Annotated in this window: 16 protein-coding genes and 3 pseudogenes; 4 read left to right on the top strand and 15 right to left on the bottom strand. The window is 51.9% G+C overall.

The annotated features are described in order from the left end of the window. Both BHE85_RS22045 and BHE85_RS22040 read left to right on the top strand, forming a co-directional pair. The coding region (locus BHE85_RS22045; RefSeq protein WP_033802282.1) for an IS1 family transposase at positions 1-77 on the top strand (77 nt) is incomplete at its 5' end. A 17-nt stretch (positions 78-94) separates the two neighbouring features. After that, positions 95-285 (top strand): annotated as a pseudogene (locus BHE85_RS22040) (IS4 family transposase); the annotation flags it as partial. A 91-nt stretch (positions 286-376) separates the two neighbouring features. Here BHE85_RS22040 and mukB read toward each other — a convergent pair. From mukB to cmoM, 4 genes are read right to left on the bottom strand one after another with little or no spacing between them, the layout of a single operon-like run. Continuing rightward, positions 377-4,837 (bottom strand): chromosome partition protein MukB, encoded by a 4,461-nt coding sequence (mukB, locus tag BHE85_RS22035; protein WP_000572658.1) that lies wholly within the window; start codon positions 4,835-4,837, stop codon positions 377-379. Further along, a complete protein-coding gene (gene mukE / locus BHE85_RS22030) occupies positions 4,837-5,541 on the bottom strand; it encodes a chromosome partition protein MukE (protein WP_001295347.1) in 705 nt (234 codons plus the stop codon). Before mukE ends, mukB begins: the two co-directional genes overlap by 1 nt. Beyond that, positions 5,522-6,844: a chromosome partition protein MukF gene (gene mukF / locus BHE85_RS22025; RefSeq protein WP_001288867.1), complete on the bottom strand. Its 1,323-nt coding sequence runs from the start codon at positions 6,842-6,844 to the stop codon at positions 5,522-5,524. Before mukF ends, mukE begins: the two co-directional genes overlap by 20 nt. After that, positions 6,841-7,626 (bottom strand): tRNA uridine 5-oxyacetic acid(34) methyltransferase CmoM, encoded by a 786-nt coding sequence (cmoM, locus tag BHE85_RS22020; RefSeq protein WP_001298300.1) that lies wholly within the window; start codon positions 7,624-7,626, stop codon positions 6,841-6,843. Before cmoM ends, mukF begins: the two co-directional genes overlap by 4 nt. A gap of 135 nt (positions 7,627-7,761) precedes the next feature. Here cmoM and elyC point away from each other — a divergent pair, with 135 nt between their 5' ends. After that, positions 7,762-8,541, top strand: coding sequence for an envelope biogenesis factor ElyC (gene elyC, locus BHE85_RS22015; protein WP_000899574.1), 780 nt, complete (start codon positions 7,762-7,764; stop codon positions 8,539-8,541). Here the strand turns inward: elyC and BHE85_RS22010 are convergent. From BHE85_RS22010 to ycaL, 11 genes and pseudogenes are all read right to left on the bottom strand, one after another. Next, positions 8,518-9,411 carry a YcbJ family phosphotransferase gene (locus tag BHE85_RS22010; RefSeq protein ID WP_000436922.1) on the bottom strand — a complete coding sequence of 298 codons (894 nt, stop codon included), beginning with the start codon at positions 9,409-9,411 and terminating at the stop codon, positions 8,518-8,520. The two genes, elyC and BHE85_RS22010, sit on opposite strands and share 24 nt — an antisense overlap. 153 nt (positions 9,412-9,564) lie before the next feature. Then, positions 9,565-10,311 carry a 3-deoxy-manno-octulosonate cytidylyltransferase gene (gene kdsB / locus BHE85_RS22005; RefSeq protein ID WP_000011601.1) on the bottom strand — a complete coding sequence of 249 codons (747 nt, stop codon included), beginning with the start codon at positions 10,309-10,311 and terminating at the stop codon, positions 9,565-9,567. Beyond that, positions 10,308-10,490: a protein YcaR gene (gene ycaR, locus BHE85_RS22000; RefSeq protein WP_000350058.1), complete on the bottom strand. Its 183-nt coding sequence runs from the start codon at positions 10,488-10,490 to the stop codon at positions 10,308-10,310. Before ycaR ends, kdsB begins: the two co-directional genes overlap by 4 nt. Before the next feature lie 51 nt (positions 10,491-10,541). Beyond that, complete coding sequence (ycaQ, locus tag BHE85_RS21995; protein ID WP_000056532.1) at positions 10,542-11,774, bottom strand: crosslink repair DNA glycosylase YcaQ; 1,233 nt, start codon at positions 11,772-11,774, stop codon at positions 10,542-10,544. 36 nt (positions 11,775-11,810) lie between these two features. Beyond that, entirely contained in the window at positions 11,811-12,797 is a 987-nt protein-coding gene (lpxK, locus tag BHE85_RS21990) for a tetraacyldisaccharide 4'-kinase (protein ID WP_000570559.1), read from the bottom strand. Next, complete coding sequence (msbA, locus tag BHE85_RS21985) at positions 12,794-14,542, bottom strand: lipid A ABC transporter ATP-binding protein/permease MsbA (RefSeq protein ID WP_000551270.1); 1,749 nt, start codon at positions 14,540-14,542, stop codon at positions 12,794-12,796. The genes lpxK and msbA overlap by 4 nt, the downstream gene beginning before the upstream one ends. 36 nt (positions 14,543-14,578) lie before the next feature. Continuing rightward, a pseudogene (locus BHE85_RS21980) lies at positions 14,579-16,851 on the bottom strand (ComEC family protein). A 206-nt stretch (positions 16,852-17,057) separates the two neighbouring features. Further along, positions 17,058-17,342 carry an integration host factor subunit beta gene (gene ihfB / locus BHE85_RS21975; RefSeq protein WP_000167336.1) on the bottom strand — a complete coding sequence of 95 codons (285 nt, stop codon included), beginning with the start codon at positions 17,340-17,342 and terminating at the stop codon, positions 17,058-17,060. A gap of 159 nt (positions 17,343-17,501) precedes the next feature. Continuing rightward, complete coding sequence (rpsA, locus tag BHE85_RS21970; protein ID WP_000140327.1) at positions 17,502-19,175, bottom strand: 30S ribosomal protein S1; 1,674 nt, start codon at positions 19,173-19,175, stop codon at positions 17,502-17,504. Between the two features lie 110 nt (positions 19,176-19,285). Beyond that, entirely contained in the window at positions 19,286-19,969 is a 684-nt protein-coding gene (cmk, locus tag BHE85_RS21965) for a (d)CMP kinase (protein ID WP_000125019.1), read from the bottom strand. A gap of 172 nt (positions 19,970-20,141) precedes the next feature. Beyond that, positions 20,142-20,905, bottom strand: a pseudogene (gene ycaL / locus BHE85_RS21960) (metallopeptidase YcaL). A 188-nt stretch (positions 20,906-21,093) separates the two neighbouring features. On the opposite strand from ycaL, the gene BHE85_RS27875 reads away from it, so the two are divergent. Next, the coding region (locus tag BHE85_RS27875; protein ID WP_047199464.1) for a hypothetical protein at positions 21,094-21,183 on the top strand (90 nt) is incomplete at its 3' end.

Below are 21,183 nucleotides of genomic sequence, written 5' to 3'. Positions count from 1 at the left end.
CACTGTCGTTCTCAAAATCGGTGGAGCTGCATGACAAGGTCATCGGGCATTATCTGAACATAAAACACTATCAGTAAGTTGGAGTCATTACCGAATAGTGATGAGAATGCTGATGACATTGCAGGGCGCTTCACCGGGACGTATACCGGAGCTGATGCGCGATCTTGCAAGTATGGGACAACTTGTGAAATTACCGACGAGAAGGGGAAGGGCCTTCCGAGAGTGGTAAAGGAGAGGCCCTGGAAATACCCCACAGCCCCGAAAAAGAGCCAGTCAGTTGCTTAACTGACTGGCATTACGCCGTTATGTGCCATTTTTTTAGTGCAGAAACGGAGTTTTCGGAAAAAGAAAAGGCGGCATTGCTGCCGCCTTAATTTTAACTCGCCTGAGAAGGCGCTTCGTCAGTTCCTGGAAGCGTTTCAGGGAGTTGCGGCGCAAATCCTCGCAGGCCGACGACATGAACATGTTCGGTATTCTGGAAGACTTTACGCACCAGTTTATAGGTGGTGCCTTTCTCCGGGCTGATATTTTCCGGCGCTGCGATGATGAGCTGCATTTGCAAACGCTCACACAATTCAAACAGCGTGGCGATAGAACGAGCATCCAGTCGCGCTGCTTCATCGAGGAACAGCAGACGGCAAGGAGAGATATCTTTACCGCGCAGGCGGCGAGATTCATCTTCCCAGCTTTGTACCACCATCACCAGAATCGACATACCGGTACCAATCGCCTCACCGGTCGACAATGCACCAGACTCTGCGCGCAACCAACCATCGGAACCACGGTTAACCTCAACTTCCATTTCCAGATAGTTGCGGTAATCCAGCAGTTCTTCGCCAATGGTCTGCGGCGTGCGCTGCCCCATATCAATCTGCGGATTAAGACGCTGATACAATTTCGCCAACGCTTCCGAGAAGGTCAGACGGTTGCTGTTAAACAGATCCTGATGCTGCTCGTGCTGTTCAGAGAGCACATCCAGCAGCATGGCGTGCGTTTCACGCACGTTCACGTTGAGGCGCACGCTGTTCACCTGACCAAACGATACGTTCTGCAACCCCTGGTTGAGCATACGGATACGGTTCTGCTCGCGCTGAATGGTTTTGCGAATGATGTTCGCCACGCTGCGGGAACTGATCACCAGTTTCTGTTCACGGGAGGTTAATTCTTCGGTCAGACGGCTAAGTTCGATCTCCATCTGTTCGATAGCTTCCACCGGATCATCGGTACGAATAATATCCTGACGAATACGTTCACGCAGATGCTGATAAGCCGCCACGAAGAACTGAATTTTACGCTCCGGACGTTTCGGATCTTCCGACATGCGCAGCACGTCGCGCAGATGTTCGTTATCCGCCACCGCCAGACGCAGCGCACCCAATGCCTTATCCGACATAGAGCGCAAATCATCAGCGGAGAGATAAGCCAGCTCACGACGGTGTAAGCGGCGCTCAACGCCGTTATCTTTCACCATGCGCATCACCGCACACCAGCCCGCTTTGGCGGTCACTACCTGCTCGCGCATCTCAAAGTAATCCCGCTCCAGCTTGCGCAGTTTGCGGGTCAGGTTGTCCATCTCCGCTTCGCAGAAGGTAAGCGCTTTTTCCAGTTGATTGCGGCGTGAACGGTTATTGCTCAGTTGCGCATGCAGCTCGTCACGGCGAATACGCGCCCGCTCTTCTGCCCCGCTATCAGCACACACGCCGATATCCTGCAATTCACGTTGCAGATCGTTGAGTAGCTCTTTTTTGGTGTCGTAAGAACTTTTCAGCGAAGCCAGCACCTGGTTGTACTGACTCAACTGCGCTGCGTGACCGCGCAACGCTTCGCGAGCACGGGTACGCTCCGCTTCCGCCTGTTCCAGACGTTCACGCAGTTTTTCGTTGAGATCGCTGTTACCGCTAAGCATTTCTGCCGAGTCAGAGTAGCTAAAGTGCGCACGACGCTGCACCACTTCCGTCAGGGCAAACGCCTGCTGACGGGCATCGCGCTGCATCTGTTGAGAGTACGCGTAATCTTCTTTTAACTGTTCGAACTGTTCCGGGTCGCTCTGCAATACCGAAACGATCGGTTCCAGTTTCGCCAGTTGATTGCCAAACTGCTGAACAAAACGCGCGGCTTCCTGGGCTTCATCCAGACGTTCGCGGATTTCATCGACGCGATCCGCCAGGCTATCATCAGCCAACAGGTTGAGACGCGGCAGAATGCGGTTCAGCGCCGTAACGCCCTCTTTCGCCTGCTCAAACTGAATACGCTGCTGCTGGTTATCATTTTCATGATTACTTAACGCCCGCTCCAGTTCGACGCGACGGCTGTTCAGTTGACGGATTTCTGCTTCCGGGTCAGACTCAAACACAACCGCCAGATGACTGCCGATAAAGCGGCTGAACGCCTGATGCAGACGCTGAGTTTTCTGTACATCAAAGGAGAGCGTGGCGAAGCGTTCGGAAAGCACTTCACGCTCGGCATGGAGGCTTTCAATACGGCTTTCACGCGCAGCACGACCAAACAGCGGCACTTCCGGGAAACGTGAATAACGCCACTGACGATCGGCGATTTTCACCACTACCGCTTTTTCCAGCTCATCAACGCTGAACACGCTGTCATCGAATGACTGCGGATCTCCTTCGATCAGATAGAGATCTTCCGGGCAATCGGTCAAGCCATCTAGGTGTTCAGTTACCTGTGACAGATCTGGCACCACGATGGCGTGGCGTGACGGGCCATACAGCGCTGAGAAGTACGGCGCATCTTCCAGGCTAACGTCGTCATAAATTTCTGACAGCAGCACACCACCAAAACGCTCCGCCAGCGCGTTCAGACGCTGATCTTCAGAGCCGCCAGGCTGGCTTAAACGTTCGATCTCTTCATCGACGGCGTTTTTGCGCGCGCCCACTTCATCGCGTTCAACAATCGCCTCTCGCTCACGCTCCAGCAACTGTTGCAGATATTCGGTGACGTCCTGGCTGGAGGTAAACTCTTCGCCGCACTGTTCGCTCAACTGGTTGAGACTGTTTTGCGCTGCCAGCCAAACCGGCGCACGCTGCATCAAACTCTGAATGCGAGACTGCAGCTGTTCCTGCTCCTGGCGCAGTGCCATGCGCTCTTCACGGGCGTTAGACACGCTATCGGAAAGAGAGGCAATGCGTGCTTCCAGTTCCTGATGCAGGGCTTCCAGTTCGTCGATATCAAAATTCTTGCCCTGACGTTTGCAGAAATCTGCCAGCAGACGCTCAGCTTCTTGCTGCTCGCGTAGACGCTGTTCCAGTTCGCTTAATCGCATCCGCAGCGGCTGAACCTGCTCTGCCAGGTGACGCTGATCGACCCCTTCGCGCAATAGTTCGCGAGCGACATCCCACGCCTCGTTACGCGCCAGTGGGCCGTTGATTGCCACCACCAGCTGATAAGCCTGCTCAAACTGGCTGTGCGCGGTTTGCGCCATGCTCATTTTCTGCTCAAGAGAGAGCATTTTTTCAGTCGCTTCCAGCTCTTTCGCCTGGAAGGTTTCCAGCCATTCGGCGGCGCTGTCGGCGGTTAAGTCCGGCAGATGGCACAGTTCTTTGGCACGATTAAGCGCAGCAATCGCCTGGTTATACTGGATCGCGCGCGTTTGCTGGACGTCCAGCGCCTGCTGGTAGTCAGCAAGCTGGCTTTTCAGCTCGTCCACTTCCAGTTCGGCAGCTTCCGCGCGAGCCTCGTTCTCTTCCTGGCGTTCGATGGCTTCTGCCACCACTTCGTTTTGCTCTTCCAGACGGATCTGCAGCTCATCGAGATCCGCTTCGTAGCGTTCGATCTTCTCCTGCTGACGCAGTGCGGTTTGCACCAGGTTCAGGTGATCGCTGGCCGCCTGATAATCCGCTTCCAGATCGCCTTCGGCACCGTTGTGCTCTGCCAGCTCACGCGCCATATCGACGTGTTTGTACTGCTCAGCCGCCAGTTGCTGACGCGAAGTATGTAACTCGCGACGAAACTCCAGGGCTTTGTCGAGATGGACACGGCGCTCGTTGGCGTGACGCATGTAGTCCGCCGCCACGTAGTTGGTAGCTTCGCTGATCAGATGCTTAAACAGGTCACGGTCCGACTGGGTGACACGAATCGCTTCCAGCGTCATGCGGTTTTCACGCAGCGCCGCTTCCATGTCCTGGAACGCTTTACGCACGCCGCTGTTTTCCGGCAACAGATAGTCGCGCAGAGAACGGGTAATGGCACTGGAGATCCCGCCATACAGCGAAGCTTCGATCAGACGATAGAATTTGCTACGGTCAGATGCGGAGCGCAGACGACGCGCGATGATGCCCAGATCGAACATCAGCGAGTGGTAATCGGTAATGGAGTTGAACTGTTTAAACTGCACGCCTTCCATCGCCTCGAGCTTGTCTTTCAGCTCGTTAAGCGGCAGCACGCGCGCCTGGCGTTCGTTCAGGGTTTCGGTCACCAGCTGTGTCGGCTGCACCGACATCGGCAGTCCCTGAATGGCAAATGGTTTGATATCCACTTTACGATCGCGTCCGGCAACCTGTTGCAGACGCACACCGACCACCACGCGCTGGTGGCGCGAGTTAATGGTGTCGAGCATCGAATAACAGACACCCGCTTTCAGCTTACCGTGCAGACCTTTATCGCGCGAACCGCTGGTGGCCCCGGCTTCCGTAGTGTTACGGAAATGCAGCAGGGTCAGGTCGGGGATCAGCGCCGTAACGAACGCCGCCATGGTGGTGGATTTACCCGCCCCGTTACCGCCAGAAAGCGTCGTGACCAGCTCGTCAAGGTCAAAAGTTCGGGCAAAAAAGCCGTTCCAGTTAATCAGCGTCAGTGAGCGAAATTTACCGCGTTCAATCATTATTCTTCCTCTCCGCTATCTGGCTGATTCTCTTCGGTTTCATCGTTGAGTTGCAGATGATTTTCAATCGGCATTGCTTCGCCATCACGAATCAGGCGACGCTGTGCTTCACGGGGATCGTCGCCAGCACGCACATCGGCTCCGAAGCGGAACACCGATTCGGTAATGCGAAACTTGCTGCTGTCGTGGCCCATAAACCACACCATGCCTAAACGACGCAGACGGTTGAGCGAAGAACGTACTTTCTCCTGCAACTTCTGACGGTCAACGTCTGAACCGGTTGAACGGTTGTTCACCAGTTTCAGCAGTTTTGCTTCATCGGCCAGGGTGAGCAGTTCGTCGTACAGTTCCTGCTGGGTGAAAATCCCCTCATTCGCCAGCCGTTCCGGGCTGAGATAGAGATAACAGAGGATTTTCCCGACCATCATATCCAGTTCCGACAAGACGGAACGCGGGATAAGAGTGGTGGAACGTGGGCGTAAATAGAAGAACCCTTCCGGTGCGCGAATAAGCTCAACGTTATAACGCGCGTAAAACTCTTCCAGATATTCCTGAAAATCCATCAGGAATGCATGATTATCCAGTTCGTCGAGGCCAATATGGCGGCCTGAACGTAAGGCGCTGTCCAGCGCCGGAAATAACGGATTCGCCAGCGCCTGCGCCAGCTTAACCGGCATCACTTGTTCAATATTTGTCGATGACATGCGCCTGTACCTTGGCTCCGTAATCATTAATCGGCTGCCATTTCGCTGGCAGTCCGGTGAAATCTGCTTGCGCTACGCCAAGACGTACCGCCTGATCAATAACAATACGCGCAACGTCAAAGTGACGTGCACGCGGATACTGTGACAGATATTCGCGTACCACCAGACCAAGATCCAGCGGCACTTGTCTGGTTTTGTACACGGCAAGTTGTTCTTCGATGATCGCCGCCAGCTGTTCGCGGATCTCGTTAAACTCTTCGTATTCCAGATCCTCAGGAAGTTCCCCAGTCACTTCTTCATCGCGCAGTGCCATCTCTTCGTCACGCATATCCAGCAGACGATCGGCATTGGCATAAGTTAGCGCCCACGGCTCATCAAAATAGGTTTGTACCGACTGACGTAACCGCTGAGCAAAGACGCGGTTTTTATCCATATCGATCGCGGTACGAATAAATTTGTGTACGTGGCGGTCGTAGCCAATCCACAAGTCGATGGATTGCTGGCCCCAACTGATAATACGATCGAGTTTGCTCTGCAGATCGAACACCAGACGATCGACGAAATGCAGATCGTCATGGGTCATCGTCGCATCCTGAATGCGCAACAGATTAGCCTGCAATTTGTCGCCTGCCGCTTCCAGCGTATCCTGCAATTCACGCAGCGTTCCGGAAGTTTCCGAAAGCAACAATTCACAGCTGGAAATCGCCGCCCGCCAGTCTTTGTTCAGCAACTGGGCGATATCGTCCTTCACCTGCTGCTGCTGTTCGTCCATCAGACGTTGCGTCAGGTCGATACTGTCGAAAATTTCTGCTACCGAATATTTCAGTGGCGCATAGACATTACGGTGCCAGTGAAATTCATCACCGCCCTCTTCGGCGGCATCTGCTGCGCGTTTGAGCTCACCCGCCACAATCGACAACTGCATAGAAAGACGCAGCGTAGAAAACTCGCGCTGACGGATGTAGTAGTCAGTAATGCCGATGCCGAGCGGCGTCAGACGGTAAATTGCGTTCCCTTCCGCCTGCTCGCTGGTAAAGCGGTTCAGCAGACGTTGACGCACCATGTCGTTGATCGCGTTATTGGCGCGCACGCCGATGGTTTCGCTGGTTTGCTCAAACGCATCACTCACATGGCGGAATGCATCCACCAGCTCGCCTTCACTCATCTCACCATCCAGACGCTCGCCGTTCAGCGTGGCAACCGCCAGCAGAAAAGAGAGTCGGTCTACCTGCAGCGAGATGGAGAAGTCATTTTTTCTGGCCCAGGCAACCAGTTCGGGGACTGTCTGGGAAAATTCACTCATACTTTATCCTTGCTCTGCGGTTTGCGCGCGGTGACATGAATATAACGCCCCAGGGTAATATACGGTTCCTGACGGCAATAACGCGTTTCTAATTCAAGTAATGCTTCATAGCAGTCGCGCTGCTGGTGCTTCTCGCGCAGATAATCATGAAACACGCGAACGCCTGTCTTACCCATAATTTGCCAACCAGCTTCTTCCAGCCACAGATAAACCTGCGCCGGGTCGCGTGGATAATCTGGCGAAAGCGTCCGTTTTTTCTTTTTCGGCATTCCCGCCTGCACGTAATCAAAATTCCCGGCGACCATGTTATGCATCAACAAACCATGCGCATTGTAGAACATTAACGACAACACGCCGCCTGGACGCAACACTGACCACAGGGTCTGCAATACACTGCGGGGATCGGCCACCCACTCGAGCACCGCATGGAACAATATCAGATCAACGGGCGTTTCCAAATGCGAAGCAACATCCTGAGCGGCGCAATGTATAAATTGCATGTTGTCGCTCACACCTTTTGCTTCTGCCGCCTGTTTTGCGCGGTCGATCATCTGCGCAGAAAGATCGCATAAAATGACCTGATGCCCACGCTCGGCCATTTTGATTGCGGTCTGCCCTTCTCCACCGCCAGCATCCAGCACACGCAGTTTTTGCGGGCCCATTTCCGCCAGCACGCGATCGAGATCCTGCCACAGAATAGCCTGTCGAAGCTGCCCTTTGGTGGTGCCGTAAATGTTGCGGGAAAACTTTTCCGCAATATCATCAAAATTGCGATCCTGCATTGCTTTCTCCACCGGTTGGCTAAGACGTTTTCTGATAAAGACGCTATTTTGTCACAGCCACGGCGAGAATGAACCCGTCTGGTGTAATATCGCTGGCGATCCCTTGCTATATGGTTAAAAAAGGAACCAGAAAGGATGCTTTTTACACTGAAAAAAGTGATTGGCAATATGTTGCTGCCACTTCCGCTGATGTTGTTAATTATTGGCGCTGGCCTGGCGCTGCTGTGGTTTAGCCGTTTTCAAAAAACCGCGAAGATTTTTATTAGCATTGGGTGGCTGGCACTCTTGTTATTGAGTTTGCAACCGGTAGCCGACCGCCTGCTGCGTCCCATCGAAAGCACCTATCCGACATGGAATAATTCGCAAAAAGTGGACTATATCGTGGTGCTCGGAGGTGGTTATACCTGGAACCCGCAGTGGGCACCGAGCTCTAATTTAATCAATAACAGTCTGCCACGCCTGAATGAAGGTATTCGCTTATGGCGCGAAAATCCGGGATCAAAACTGATCTTCACGGGAGGCGTAGCAAAAACCAATACGGTGAGTACAGCGGAAGTAGGTGCCAGAGTTGCGCAATCGCTGGGCGTGCCGCGCGAGCAAATTATCACCCTGGATTTGCCAAAAGATACCGAAGAAGAAGCTGCGGCAGTGAAACAGGCGATTGGTGACGCCCCTTTCCTGCTGGTGACCTCCGCATCACATCTGCCGCGGGCGATGATCTTTTTTCAGCAGGAAGGGTTAAATCCTCTACCAGCCCCGGCGAATCAGTTGGCCATCGACTCGCCGCTTAATCCGTGGGAACGGGCAATCCCTTCTCCGGTCTGGCTGATGCATAGCGATCGTGTTGGCTATGAAACGCTTGGCCGCATCTGGCAGTGGCTGAAAGGTCCGTCAGGCGAGCCACGGCAAGAGTGATTTTGATGCCAGATCGAAGTTGCGCCGACTAAATCGTCCGGTATTAACCAGTTGCGCAACTTCATCCCATAACACATACAACCAACGCCGCCAGATGAACGACTCCGCCACTGGCGCGCGTTGCAGGTAACTCCAGAGCAAATCTTCCGCCAGAGAATTATCCATTAGTCGGAACAGTTCGTATTCTCGCGGTGCCCAAAGCATTAGTCCCGGCCCGACCATCGCCAGTAACTGATCGCTGCGCGAATCTTTCAGCATGCTGCGTAAACAGAAGTTACCGTGAATCAACACACAATTGTCGTTAAAGCCTTCAAATAATGCCGGGAGACATTCGCGAGTGCGAAACAGGATCCGCTTATCCTGCATCGTCAGACCGGTGTTATTGAACTGATTGAGCGTGGTCCATAGCACTTCAACATGTTGCCGGTACCATGAGGGCCAGAAATTTTCCTGAGTATTGTCGACCGCGCCGACGCAACCGCGACTGTCCTGACGGTGCCATGCCAGTAAGGCTTCAACGATTTGGTCTTTGAGCTGTTCCCAGCGTTCTGGTGTTCGGGCTGGTGCCTCCACCGAAACACCACGCATCCGCTCCAGTAGCAGGACATCAGGGCCGGGGTGTTCTTCATGCGTCATCACACCATAAATAGTCGGCATACGGACAGTCCCACTTCTTGCCAGCATGGTGGTTTTCCATGCCAGTTGTCGGGCTTTTCCGGGCGTACTAAAGCTTCTTGCCATTAACGGCATTGGGTTTCCCTGGCTGTCATACAAAGCCCACAACGCCGTATCCGCTTTTTCATTGACGCACTCAATACGACTGAGTTTTTCGCCCAGTAAATGGCTTAATTCGGCACGCAGCTGTTCCATTCAGATTACCCTCATAAAAGCTACTGCTTTCATAATGAGCGCCAATATAAAAGATGTCACCTGAATGAGATCAATTGTTGAAAAGAAAAATTGAGGAAAATCGTAACGGTACGACACTCCTCCCAAAATTGGCTGAAGTGTCGTGAAGTGAAATTAGCGCATTTCAGCGCGAACGCGCTCAAGATCTTCAGGGGTATCCACACCTGTGCCAGGAACTTCCTGAGCAACAGCAACATGGATTTTTTCGCCGTACCACAGAACACGAAGCTGCTCTAACATTTCGATGTGTTCTAACGGACTTGCCTGCCAGTTGACGTAACGACGGATAAAGCCTGCACGGTAGCCATAAATGCCAAGATGACGCAGGAAGTTATCGCCAACGGTTTCAAGGCCTTCTGCAAAACGATCACGATCCCAAGGAATGGTGGCGCGTGAGAAGTACAGTGCATACCCTTCAGCGTCGAGAACCACTTTCACCGCATTCGGGTTAAACGCTTCTTCCGCATTGTGGATTGGCACCGCCAGAGTCGCCATACCCACCTGACGCTGAGCGAGGTTATCAGCAACCTGACGAATGATTGTCGCAGGGATCATCGGTTCATCACCCTGCACATTAACGATCACCGTGTCGTCGCTGAATGCGCATTTTTCGACAACTTCCGCCAGACGTTCTGTTCCTGACTGATGATCGGCGCGCGTCATACATACTTCACCGCCAGCGGCTTCAACGGCGCGGGCAACATCCTCATGATCGGTTGCCACGATGATGCGCTCGGCACCTGATTCACGCGCGCGTTCAAGAACATGAACAATCATGGGTTTGCCGTTAATATCAACCAATGGTTTACCAGGCAGACGCGTGGACGCGTAGCGCGCGGGAATAATGACCACAAAACTCATGATTTACTCTCATCAGCAGTCAGCACGCGGGCTTCCGTTTCCAGCAACACTGGAATGCCATCGCGGAGCGGGAAAGCCAGGTTATCCAGTTTGCAAATAAGCTCTTGTTTTTCCTGGTTATACCAAAGTTTTCCGTTGCAAACCGGGCAGGCAATGATTTCAAGCAAACGATGATCCATAGTTCCTCCAGATGGATCGGGTTATGAATGCATAAATCTTATCATAATCATTTATGCGACGGGGTCTATTTCCCAGCCAGTGCGGCAATCAGTAAAGAGACCTTGCGGGCAGCGTCCTAATGTCACCCGCGTTGCCTGCTGCCAGCTCGCGAAATCAGTAATCACCTGACGTAACCCTTTTTGCAGCATTGTCGTTGGTTTAATGCCTTCCTGTAACCACAGAGAGATAACTTCAAGGATGCCTGTCTGGCGATGCATTTTGGCATCCATTCGCCCAACTAATTGCCCACGATGTAATAATGGCAGAACAAAATAGCCATACTGGCGTTTCGGCGCTGGGGTATAGCACTCCAGCCGGTAGCTAAAATCAAAAAGCTGCTCTGCGCGTTTGCGATCCCAGACAACAGGATCAAAAGGCGAAAGTACCGCGCTGTGCGTTGCAGTGAGCTTTCCGGCCAGCGCACGCTCGAGTAGCGGCAGCAAATCAGCATGCAGCCAAAGATTGCCCAATTTTTCAACATGCACAGCAATGATTTGCTGCTGTTCAGCCCTCGCTTCGCGCCACGCCGCCAGTGCCGGACGTTTCAGCCGATAGTAATCTGCCAGCCACTGTTCGCGGAATATTCCCAGGCTACGCGCACTGTTATCCAGCATGATGATTTCTGCTTCTGTTTGCGAAACGAGATCGCGCTCATCATCCCAGTCAGGCATGACACGGTGGGTTAAATCATAAACGCGCTGGAAGTTGCGCCGTTCAATCACCATCACCTTTCCGGCAGTAAATAAACCTTCCAGATGCCGTTTATGCGGTTTCCATTCCCACCAGCCGCTTGCACCTTTACGAGGATGCTCAAAATCGGCTGAACGTACCGGCCCCTTATCATGAATATGCTGAATTAACTGTGCAATTTCCGCCTCATGTTCCTGCATCCAGGCGTCTTTGTATTTCCAGCCCATTTTTTCAGGTGCCAGCATGCGGTGGCGAATAAGACGAAAGTCGCTACGCGGCATAAAGCAGGCTTCATGCGCCCAGTATTCCATTAATTCGCCACGCGCCAGAGACTCATCCAGCCACTGGGCAGGATAATTTCCCAGACGACTGAAAAGCACCAGATATGGACTACGGGCAACAATATTGATGGTATCGATTTGCAGCAAGGACATGCGGGAGATCGTTGCCGGAATATCCTCCAACGACGCTCGACGGCGGGGTTTGTTTAACAGGCCTTGTGCGGCAAGGTGAAGATTACGCGCATCAGCAAGGGAGAGGTGCGGCAGCGACATTCATGACTCCATCAATCGAACGCTGCCGCGGCGTAACTAGTTGCCAGAAGCCAGCGAGGTTAGTTGCGTAAGCAGTTTCGCTGGTTCATCACCTGAAAGCTGTGCGTCTACAGGCAAATACCACCAATTTTCTTCTGCAAAGGCCCGGCATTTCACCGCATCTTTTTCAGTCATTACCAGCGTTTGCTCGGCGCTTACCAACGCACTGACATCCGCATGGTTCAAAGACTGATGATCGGCCAGCGGTACACATTTTTCCGGTTGTACGCCACACATCTTCAGCGTGGCAAAAAAGCGCGGCGGATGCCCAATCCCCGCCATCGCCACTACATGTTCAAGCTGAGCAACGTCACAACGCGTACCGGTACGTAAATTCACCGCCTGACCCGGCAGCAGATGCATGGGAATTTCACCGCTGCGAGGGACACCGCCGTTGACGATTACCGCATCAACCGACTTTAAGCGCCCCGCTCGCTCACGCATTGGCCCCGCCGGCAACCACCAGCCATTGCCAAAGCGACGCACACCATCAATAACGACAATTTCCACATCACGCGCCAGACGGTAATGCTGTAAACCGTCGTCGGTTACGATGATCTGCACATCAGGGTGTTGCGCCAGAATGGCTTTTACCGCATCAGAACGAACGGGAGAAACCGCAACAGGCGCATCAGTGCGTTGATAAATCAACACAGGTTCATCACCCGCCTGTGCTGTTGTGGTATCTGCCGACAATAACAGCGGATAAGATTCAGCCTTACTACCATATCCCCGCGATACGACCCCCACGCGAATACCGCGCTGTTGCAACTGTTCCACCAGCCAGACAACGACCGGGGTTTTTCCGTTGCCGCCTGCGGTGAGATTACCAACCACGACAACCGGTACGGGGGCACGCCAGGCGCGCTTCAGTTTTAGTTTATAGCAAAGACGGATCGCGCCACTCACCAGGCCATACAACCAGGAGAGTGGCAGCAATAGCCGCCACAAAGGGGATTCACCAGACCAGATTTTTTCGATCATTGGCCAAACTGCATTTTGTGAAGTTGCGCGTAAACGCCGCGGTGCTCAAGCAAATCGTTATGCGTACCGCGTTCCACAATGACACCATCCTCGACGACCACGATTTCGTCTGCCTTTTCAATGGTAGACAAGCGGTGGGCAATCACCAGAGAGGTACGGTTTTTCTGCAACTCATCCAGTGCCGCCTGAATCGCACGTTCGGATTCGGTATCCAGAGCCGAGGTAGCTTCATCCAGAATCAGAATCGGGCTATCACGCAGCAAGGCTCGAGCGATAGCAATACGCTGACGCTGACCGCCAGAGAGCAGCACGCCGTTTTCACCAATCACTGTATCGAGACCGTTATCCATCTTATTGATGAAGTCCATGGCGTAGGCCATACGCGCCGCTTCTTCAATTTGCTCACGGCTGTACTGTTCAGTCCGTGCGTAAGCAATGTTGTTAGCAACCGTATCGTTAAACAGATGGACATTCTGCGACACCAGAGCAACCTGGTTACGTAACGACGCCAGGGTATACTCGCGCAGATCGTGACCATCCATCAGGATTTCGCCTTCATCAATATCGTAAAAACGAGTGATCAGGCTGGCGATGGTTGATTTACCTGAACCAGAGCGTCCAACCAGAGCAACCGTCTTCCCTGCCGGAATTTTCAGGTTGATGTTACGCAATGCAGGTACGTCACGTCCCGGATAAGTAAAGGTGACATTGCGGAATTCCACGTCGCCAGTCGCACGCTCGATCACGCGCTTACCTTCGTCTTTCTCCTGCTCACTGTCCAGAATGGTAAACAGCGTCTGACAAGCCGCCATACCGCGCTGGAACTGGGCGTTAACGTTGGTCAGTGATTTCAGCGGACGCATCAGTGCAATCATTGAAGAGAAAACAACGGTAATCGTACCAGCAGTCAGGCTATCCATGACACTTGGGAAGCTCGCCGCATACAGAACAAACGCCAGCGCCAAAGAGGCGATCAGCTGAATGATCGGATCAGAGATGGAAGAGGCTGAAACCATTTTCATCCCCTGAAGACGCATTCGGTTGCTGACTTTATCAAAGCGTTTCGTTTCCACTTCCTGACCACCGAAAATCAATACTTCTTTGTGGCCCTTCAGCATTTGTTCGGCGCTGGTGGTCACCTGCCCCATGGTGTTCTGCATGTTTTTACTGATGTTGCGAAAACGCTTCGATACTACGCGAATCGCAATCGAAACAATCGGTGCCAGCACAATCAAAATGATCGACAGTTGCCAACTGTAATAGAACATCATGATGAACAGGCCGATGATTGACGCACCTTCACGCACAACCGTTATCAGTGCGCCGGAAGAAGAAGAAGCAACCTGTTCGGAATCGTAGGTAATACGTGACAACAGCGTCCCCGTTGACTGTTTGTCAAAAAATGAAACCGGCATTCCCATCATGTGACCAAACAGGCGGCGACGCATGGTCATTACCACCTTTCCTGATACCCAGGAGATACAGTAGCTGGAGACATAGCTGGTGATACCACGTAAAATCATCAGCCCGATCACCACCAGCGGCATCCACACCAGCACGGAGCGATCTGTTTTACCAAAGCCATCATCAAGAAGTGGCTTAAGGAGCGATAACATGAAGGTATCGCTGGCTGCGTTGAGGATTAACGCTACGCCCGCCACGATCAGACCCGCTTTAAAAGGCGCAATGGTTGGCCACAGTCGGCGGAACGTCTGCCACGTAGAGAGATCTTTGTCGTTATGCATTCAAAAAACCAGCATTTGTTGAAATAGCCGCATATTCTACCCGTTATCCACTGGCACGCCAAACCACTGATGATACCAACGAGGTAAAATTTGCTCTCTGAGGCTGCTAATCCGCCAGCCTTGCGCTGAAAAATTGACCGTCACTTGACCCTGATGTGGAGTATCAAGCCATTGATATCCTTGCTGTTGATAGCGATGCTTAACTTTATTAGAGGGCAATCGCCATGCGTTATAGCGTTATAGCGCGATGCCGATGCGAGTGCCACTTTTCCATTCACTCGCTGAATTAATGGCAACGATGATGAGGTATTACTGCCATGGTGAGGTACCTGAAGCAATGTTGTCTGCACTTGCTGCCAGTAACGGCTTAGCATCTTTTGTTCAGCGGGGACTTCAATATCACCGGTTAGAAGAATGCTATTCGTCCCGTCATAAACCTTAACCACACAGGAATGGTTATTTCCTTTATCGTTGCTAGCTTGTAAAGGCCAGTGCACGCTGAAACGCAATCCTTGCCATTGCCACGCTTCGCCACGCACACAGGGCTGATGATGTTCCCAGTTTAACGGACTTCTGATCCATAACATCGGCCATGTGTGCAATATTGAGTCCAGCCCTCCCCGGTGATCCAGATGTTCATGACTCAGAATAACGCCTTCCGGTTCAAGATTATGCCAGTGGAGCCAGGGGATAATCAGTTGTTGCCCACTATCCCCTTCGGGCCAGGCCAGTCCTGTGTCATAGAGAATCGCTTTGCCGTTTCTGGCTATCACCATTGCCAGCCCTTGCCCGACATCAAGCATGTACACCTGCCACTCGTCAGGTCGAGGTTTTTGCCACAGCGGCCAGCACATCAGCAAGCCTACAGCCACACACATTGCTGGCAACGTTCGCCAGGCGTTTAATCGCCATACCACCAGTAAGAACCATGGGGAAAATGATAGCCATTGCCAACGTTCAGCAATGTTGATCCACCCTTCTTGCAAACTCTTTAACCCCCAGAAAAGTAAAGCCAAAGACCGGTCGGCAAGAAACCATAACCCTTGCTCCAGGATTAACGGCCCGCTTAAATGCACAACCATCGCGGCGAGGATCAACGGAACCGTGATAAATGTCACCAAGGGAATTGCTAATAGATTTGCAATAAACGAGGTCAGACTAATGCCATGAAATATGACGATTTGCACAGGCATAAGCAGGAGTGTGATTCCCAGTTGCAAATGAATGAGGGAAACAACTGCACGCAATACCGGCGGCAGTTGCCACTCAGGACAGGGAAACCACTGGTACCAAAAAATCAGTGCCGCGACCGCAGCGGCAGAGAGCCATAAACTTTGCGAGAGAATGGCAACAGGATCCATCAGCAAAATTGCCGCCAGACAACATATCCATACATCCCAGCCACTCCACTGTCGCCCACTTAACTTAAGCATTCCCCACGTAGCAAGCGCCACCACGGTACGCAATGCAGGAGGTTGCATTCCCGTCAACCAGGCATAAAAAGCAGCACAGCAGATTCCACCAATTAATGGCATTTGCCAGTGGATCCAGCGCCCAGGCAGAAAAACTTGCCCACCGCGAATGAGTCCGGCAGCCAGCAACGCCGCAAAAGCGATGTGCAATCCCGATATCGCCATTAAATGCGCCGTTCCAGTATCACGCATGATATTTTTGATTTCTTTGGGGACGGATAACCGTTCCCCCATACCTAAACCAAGAATAACCGCATTCCACATATAGGGTTGCAGCGTTGTTTGTAGTGACGCCAGATACTGTGCACGCAGGCTACAATTCGGTTCAATGACACTTGCCTGCAGAAAGCGGCCGATGAGCGGCTGATGCTGGGCAATGGCATAACGCTGGCTATCAAAGCCGCCATCATTAAGTTGGCCATGAACTGCACGAACTTTGAGTTTCATTGACCATTGTTGTCCAGCACAAACCGCTTGCGGAAGATATTCGCCATACAGCACAAGACCTGGCGCAGGGAATATACGTCGACCTTGTAGATGAGTAATTTGACCGTAATGAGTGGTCATGCCGTCAGTTGCAGTGATCTCAACAATTGCATCCTGCGTCGCGCCAGTTAAGGTTTCTCCTGCCCACAAAATTTGCTTTGCTGATAATATGCCCCAAACGAAAAACAGCAACGTCAGCGCGATATAACGGACGGTTTTAACAGGGATAAATGCCAGTACGCAGGCGAAGAGAGTCAGAAACGCAAGGGTTAATGTCCCAGGCAATTGGGGCAAAATCAGCAACGGAAAAATTCCGCAAATTATGCATACGCCGACTGTCGTTATTTTCATGCACCCCTCCCTGTTTATGGAAAGTGTGCAACTTTGTTGAGCGGTTGTCTGGTGGGAATTTTGCGTTCCCCGAGGCACATTCAGAAGAATTTAACGAAAGGGTGAAAACTGCTCAAAACTCTGCGAGGCAGCTTCCAGTTCCTGATTAGAGAAATGAAAAAAGCACCCGACAGGTGCTTTTCTCGCGTTCAAGTTTGAGTAAAAACTTAACCGTAAATATTGGCGCGATCGCGCAGTTCTTTACCAGGTTTAAAGTGAGGAACGTATTTTCCTTCCAGTTCTACTTTATCGCCAGTCTTCGGATTACGTCCGGTACGTGGTGCGCGGTAGTGCAAAGAGAAACTGCCGAAACCGCGGATTTCAATACGCTCGCCCTGCGCAAGAGTCGAGGCCATATGCTCCAGCATCTCTTTTACTGCATCTTCAACCGTCTTGGCGGGAATGTGCGATTGCTGGGTGGCAAGTCTTTCTATCAATTCTGACTTGGTCATGATTCCTCCGGTTCCTTAAAGGCAAATTAAGCGGCTGCTGTTGCTGCATTGATTAAGGGCGGCCGTAGCCGCCCTTAGTGCTTGATTACAGGACGAAACCTGCAATCTGTCAAGTAAACTCAACAAACTTCGGAATAAAAATCCCGAAGAGTCAGAGAATTACTCGCCTTTAGCTGCTTTGAAAGCTTCAGCCATTGCGTTGTTGGAGAAGTTTGCATCTTCCTGTTTGTTAACAGTTGCGATTGCATCTTTCTCGTCAGCTTCGTCTTTCGCACGAACAGACAGGCTGATTGCGCGGTTTTTACGATCAACGCCGGTGAATTTAGCTTCAACTTCGTCGCCAACGCTCAGAACCAGGGTAGCGTCTTCAACGCGGTCACGGGATGCTTCAGAAGCACGCAGGTAACCTTCAACGCCGTCAGCCAGTTCTACGGTTGCGCCTTTAGCGTCAACTGCAGTTACTTTACCGGTTACGATAGCGCCTTTCTTGTTCAGAGCAACCCAGTTGTTGAACGGATCTTCTGCGAGCTGTTTAACGCCCAAGGAGATACGTTCACGTTCTGCGTCAACCTGCAGAACAACTGCAGCGATTTCGTCGCCTTTTTTGTATTCACGAACTGCTTCTTCGCCTGCAACGTTCCAGGAGATGTCAGACAGGTGAACCAGGCCGTCGATGCCGCCGTCTAGGCCGATGAAGATACCGAAGTCAGTGATAGACTTGATTTTACCTTCAACACGGTCGCCCTTGTTGTGGGTTTCCGCGAACTGCTGCCACGGGTTAGCTTTGCACTGTTTCAGACCCAGGGAGATACGACGACGTTCTTCGTCGATATCCAGAACCATAACTTCCACTACATCTCCAACGTTAACAACTTTGGACGGGTGGATGTTTTTGTTGGTCCAATCCATTTCGGAAACGTGTACCAGGCCTTCAACGCCTTCTTCGATTTCAACGAAGCAGCCGTAGTCGGTCAGGTTGGTCACGCGACCAGTCAGTTTGGTACCTTCCGGATAACGTTTAGCGATAGCTACCCACGGATCTTCGCCCAACTGTTTCAGGCCCAGGGATACACGGGTACGTTCGCGGTCGAACTTCAGCACTTTAACAGTGATTTCGTCGCCCACGTTGACGATTTCGCTCGGATGCTTAACGCGTTTCCAGGCCATGTCAGTGATGTGCAGCAGGCCGTCAACGCCGCCCAGATCAACGAATGCACCGTAGTCAGTGAGGTTCTTAACGATACCTTTAACTTCCATGCCTTCCTGCAGGTTTTCCAGCAGCTGATCGCGCTCTGCGCTGTTTTCGGATTCGATAACGGCACGACGAGAAACAACAACGTTGTTGCGCTTCTGATCCAGCTTGATTACTTTAAATTCAAGCTCTTTGCCTTCCAGGTGCAGAGTGTCACGCACCGGACGAACGTCTACCAGAGAACCTGGCAGGAACGCACGAATACCGTTCAGCTCAACAGTGAAGCCGCCCTTAACTTTGCCGTTGATAACACCGGTAACAGTTTCAGCATCTTCGTAAGCTTTTTCCAGCGTGATCCAGGCTTCGTGACGTTTAGCTTTCTCACGGGACAGCAGAGTTTCACCGAAGCCGTCTTCTACTGCGTCCAGAGCAACGTCAACTTCGTCACCTACCTGGATTTCCAGCTCGCCCTGGGCGTTTTTGAACTGCTCAGCCGGGATGGCGGACTCAGATTTCAGACCAGCGTCAACCAGTACTACGTCTTTGTCGATAGCAACAACAACGCCACGAACGATAGAACCCGGGCGGGTTTCGATTTCTTTTAAGGACTCTTCAAAGAGTTGAGCAAAAGATTCAGTCATGTTTAATCTTCAGGTTTATATTTAACGTCCACCTGGCTCCATGCCGGATGGGGTTGTTTAACATACCCGCTGTCATTCCATTGCAACGGGGGTACTGCAAATTCGGTCGCTTATGCGAGAGCCAATTTCTGGCGCGCGTATTGTAGCGCTTTTTCAATCACTTGCTCAATGCTTAAGGTGGTGGAATCCAACACTAAAGCATCGGCTGCCGGAACCAGTGGCGCTACCGCTCGGTTACGATCGCGGTCGTCGCGTTCTTTGATCTCGGCCAAAAGGCGCTCAAAGTTAACACTAAAGCCCTTCTCCTGCAACTGTAGCATGCGGCGATGCGCACGTTCTTCCGAGGAGGCGTCAAGGAAAATTTTCACTGGTGCATCAGGGAATACCACCGTTCCCATGTCGCGGCCATCGGCAATCAGACCTGGTAATTCGCGAAACGCGCGTTGGCGACGCAATAATGCTTCACGAACGCGTGGGAATGTCGCGACTTGTGAAGCCGCATTCGCCACTTCCTGAGTACGAATTTCGCCGCTGACATCTTCCCCTTCGAGGATCACTTCCAGATTGCCATTGGTTGACACAAAACGTACATCCAGATGGGATGCCAGCGGTACCAGCGCATCTTCTGACGCAACATCAACATGGTGATGTAATGCCGCCAATGCCAGTACGCGATAAATTGCACCCGAATCCAGCAGATGCCATTGCAATGCTTCCGCCATAGCCTTACACAAGGTGCCTTTCCCTGCACCGCTTGGGCCATCAATGGTAATAACCGGGGCAATTGCCGTCATCTTTATCTCCTTAAAACAGGCGTACCGTTAACATAACCGCGCGCATTATACGCGCCGACGCCACAAATCGTTAACGTTGTGTGCAAAAACCAGTTTTGTCTGTATTCAGATGGGGATTTATTGCGCAATTATAGCGGGCTGGCAGAAGACCAGCCCGAAAGATGACAATGATTTACTTACCAGAGGCGATACGATCACGGATGTGTTGCGCACGCTCTGTTGATGGTGGGTGAGAGTCAAACATGGACTGGGTGCGACCGCCATCCAGACTAGCCAGTTTTTCAAAGCTGCCAACCAGCCCCTAGGTGCTGATGCCACGTTTCTTCAACAGATCAAAGGAGAAATCATCTGCTTCGGACTCTTTATCACGGGAGTATTTAGCATTAATAGCGCCTTCTGCGATATCACCCAATTGTGAGCGGGAAAGCTGGGAAGCCACACCGCTGGTAGCTGAAATGGCATCGCGTGCGGCAACGATCGCATAAGAAACTTTCATTTCAGCCAGCGAGTGACCCAACGCGACGTGGCCCAGTTCATGGCCCAGAACACCTTCAATTTCGTTGTCATTCATCATGTCCATCAGGCCACTGTAGACACGGACACAGCCGTTCGCCATCGCCCATGCGTTGACGTCGCTGGTCATATAAACCTATAGTTGACCGGCGTGCCATTAATATTGTTACCCAATGCTTTGGCGATTTTTGCCAGACGTTTACCGTACTTGCTGGATTTACTTGCGACTTGATTGCCGCTGTCCATTTCGGCACAGCCCTGATTGGCAATCGCTTTTGCATCGGCATCGCTTAATGTTGCTGCTTTATAGGCATTTAAACCGGAGCTGATAGCCATATTGGTATCAATACCGTGGGTATTTTGACACCCTGTCAGTAATGCTGCAGAGGTCGCAATCGCCAGCAGTAATTTAGTATTCTTCATGTGAATCATCCGTTGATTAATCATATATAAACATTATGTATCAACAACTTACATTGACAAGCGACGCTACCATTAATCAAAATGACTCACAAGGTCCGAAAAAAAACGCCGACAATGTGCCGTAATGCCGATCAGTTAAGGATCAGTTGACCGATCCAGTGGCTGTGTAAGAATCCGGAAACGCTCACTTGTTTCCGGATTTTTTTATGCACATTGGACAGGCTCTTGATCTGGTATCCCGTTACGATTCTCTGCGTAACCCACTGACTTCTCTGGGG

It is taken from the genome of Shigella sp. FC1567, from assembly GCF_001743015.1.
Lineage (GTDB): Bacteria > Pseudomonadota > Gammaproteobacteria > Enterobacterales > Enterobacteriaceae > Escherichia > Escherichia coli.
This window is presented reverse-complemented; position numbering and strand designations above follow the sequence as displayed.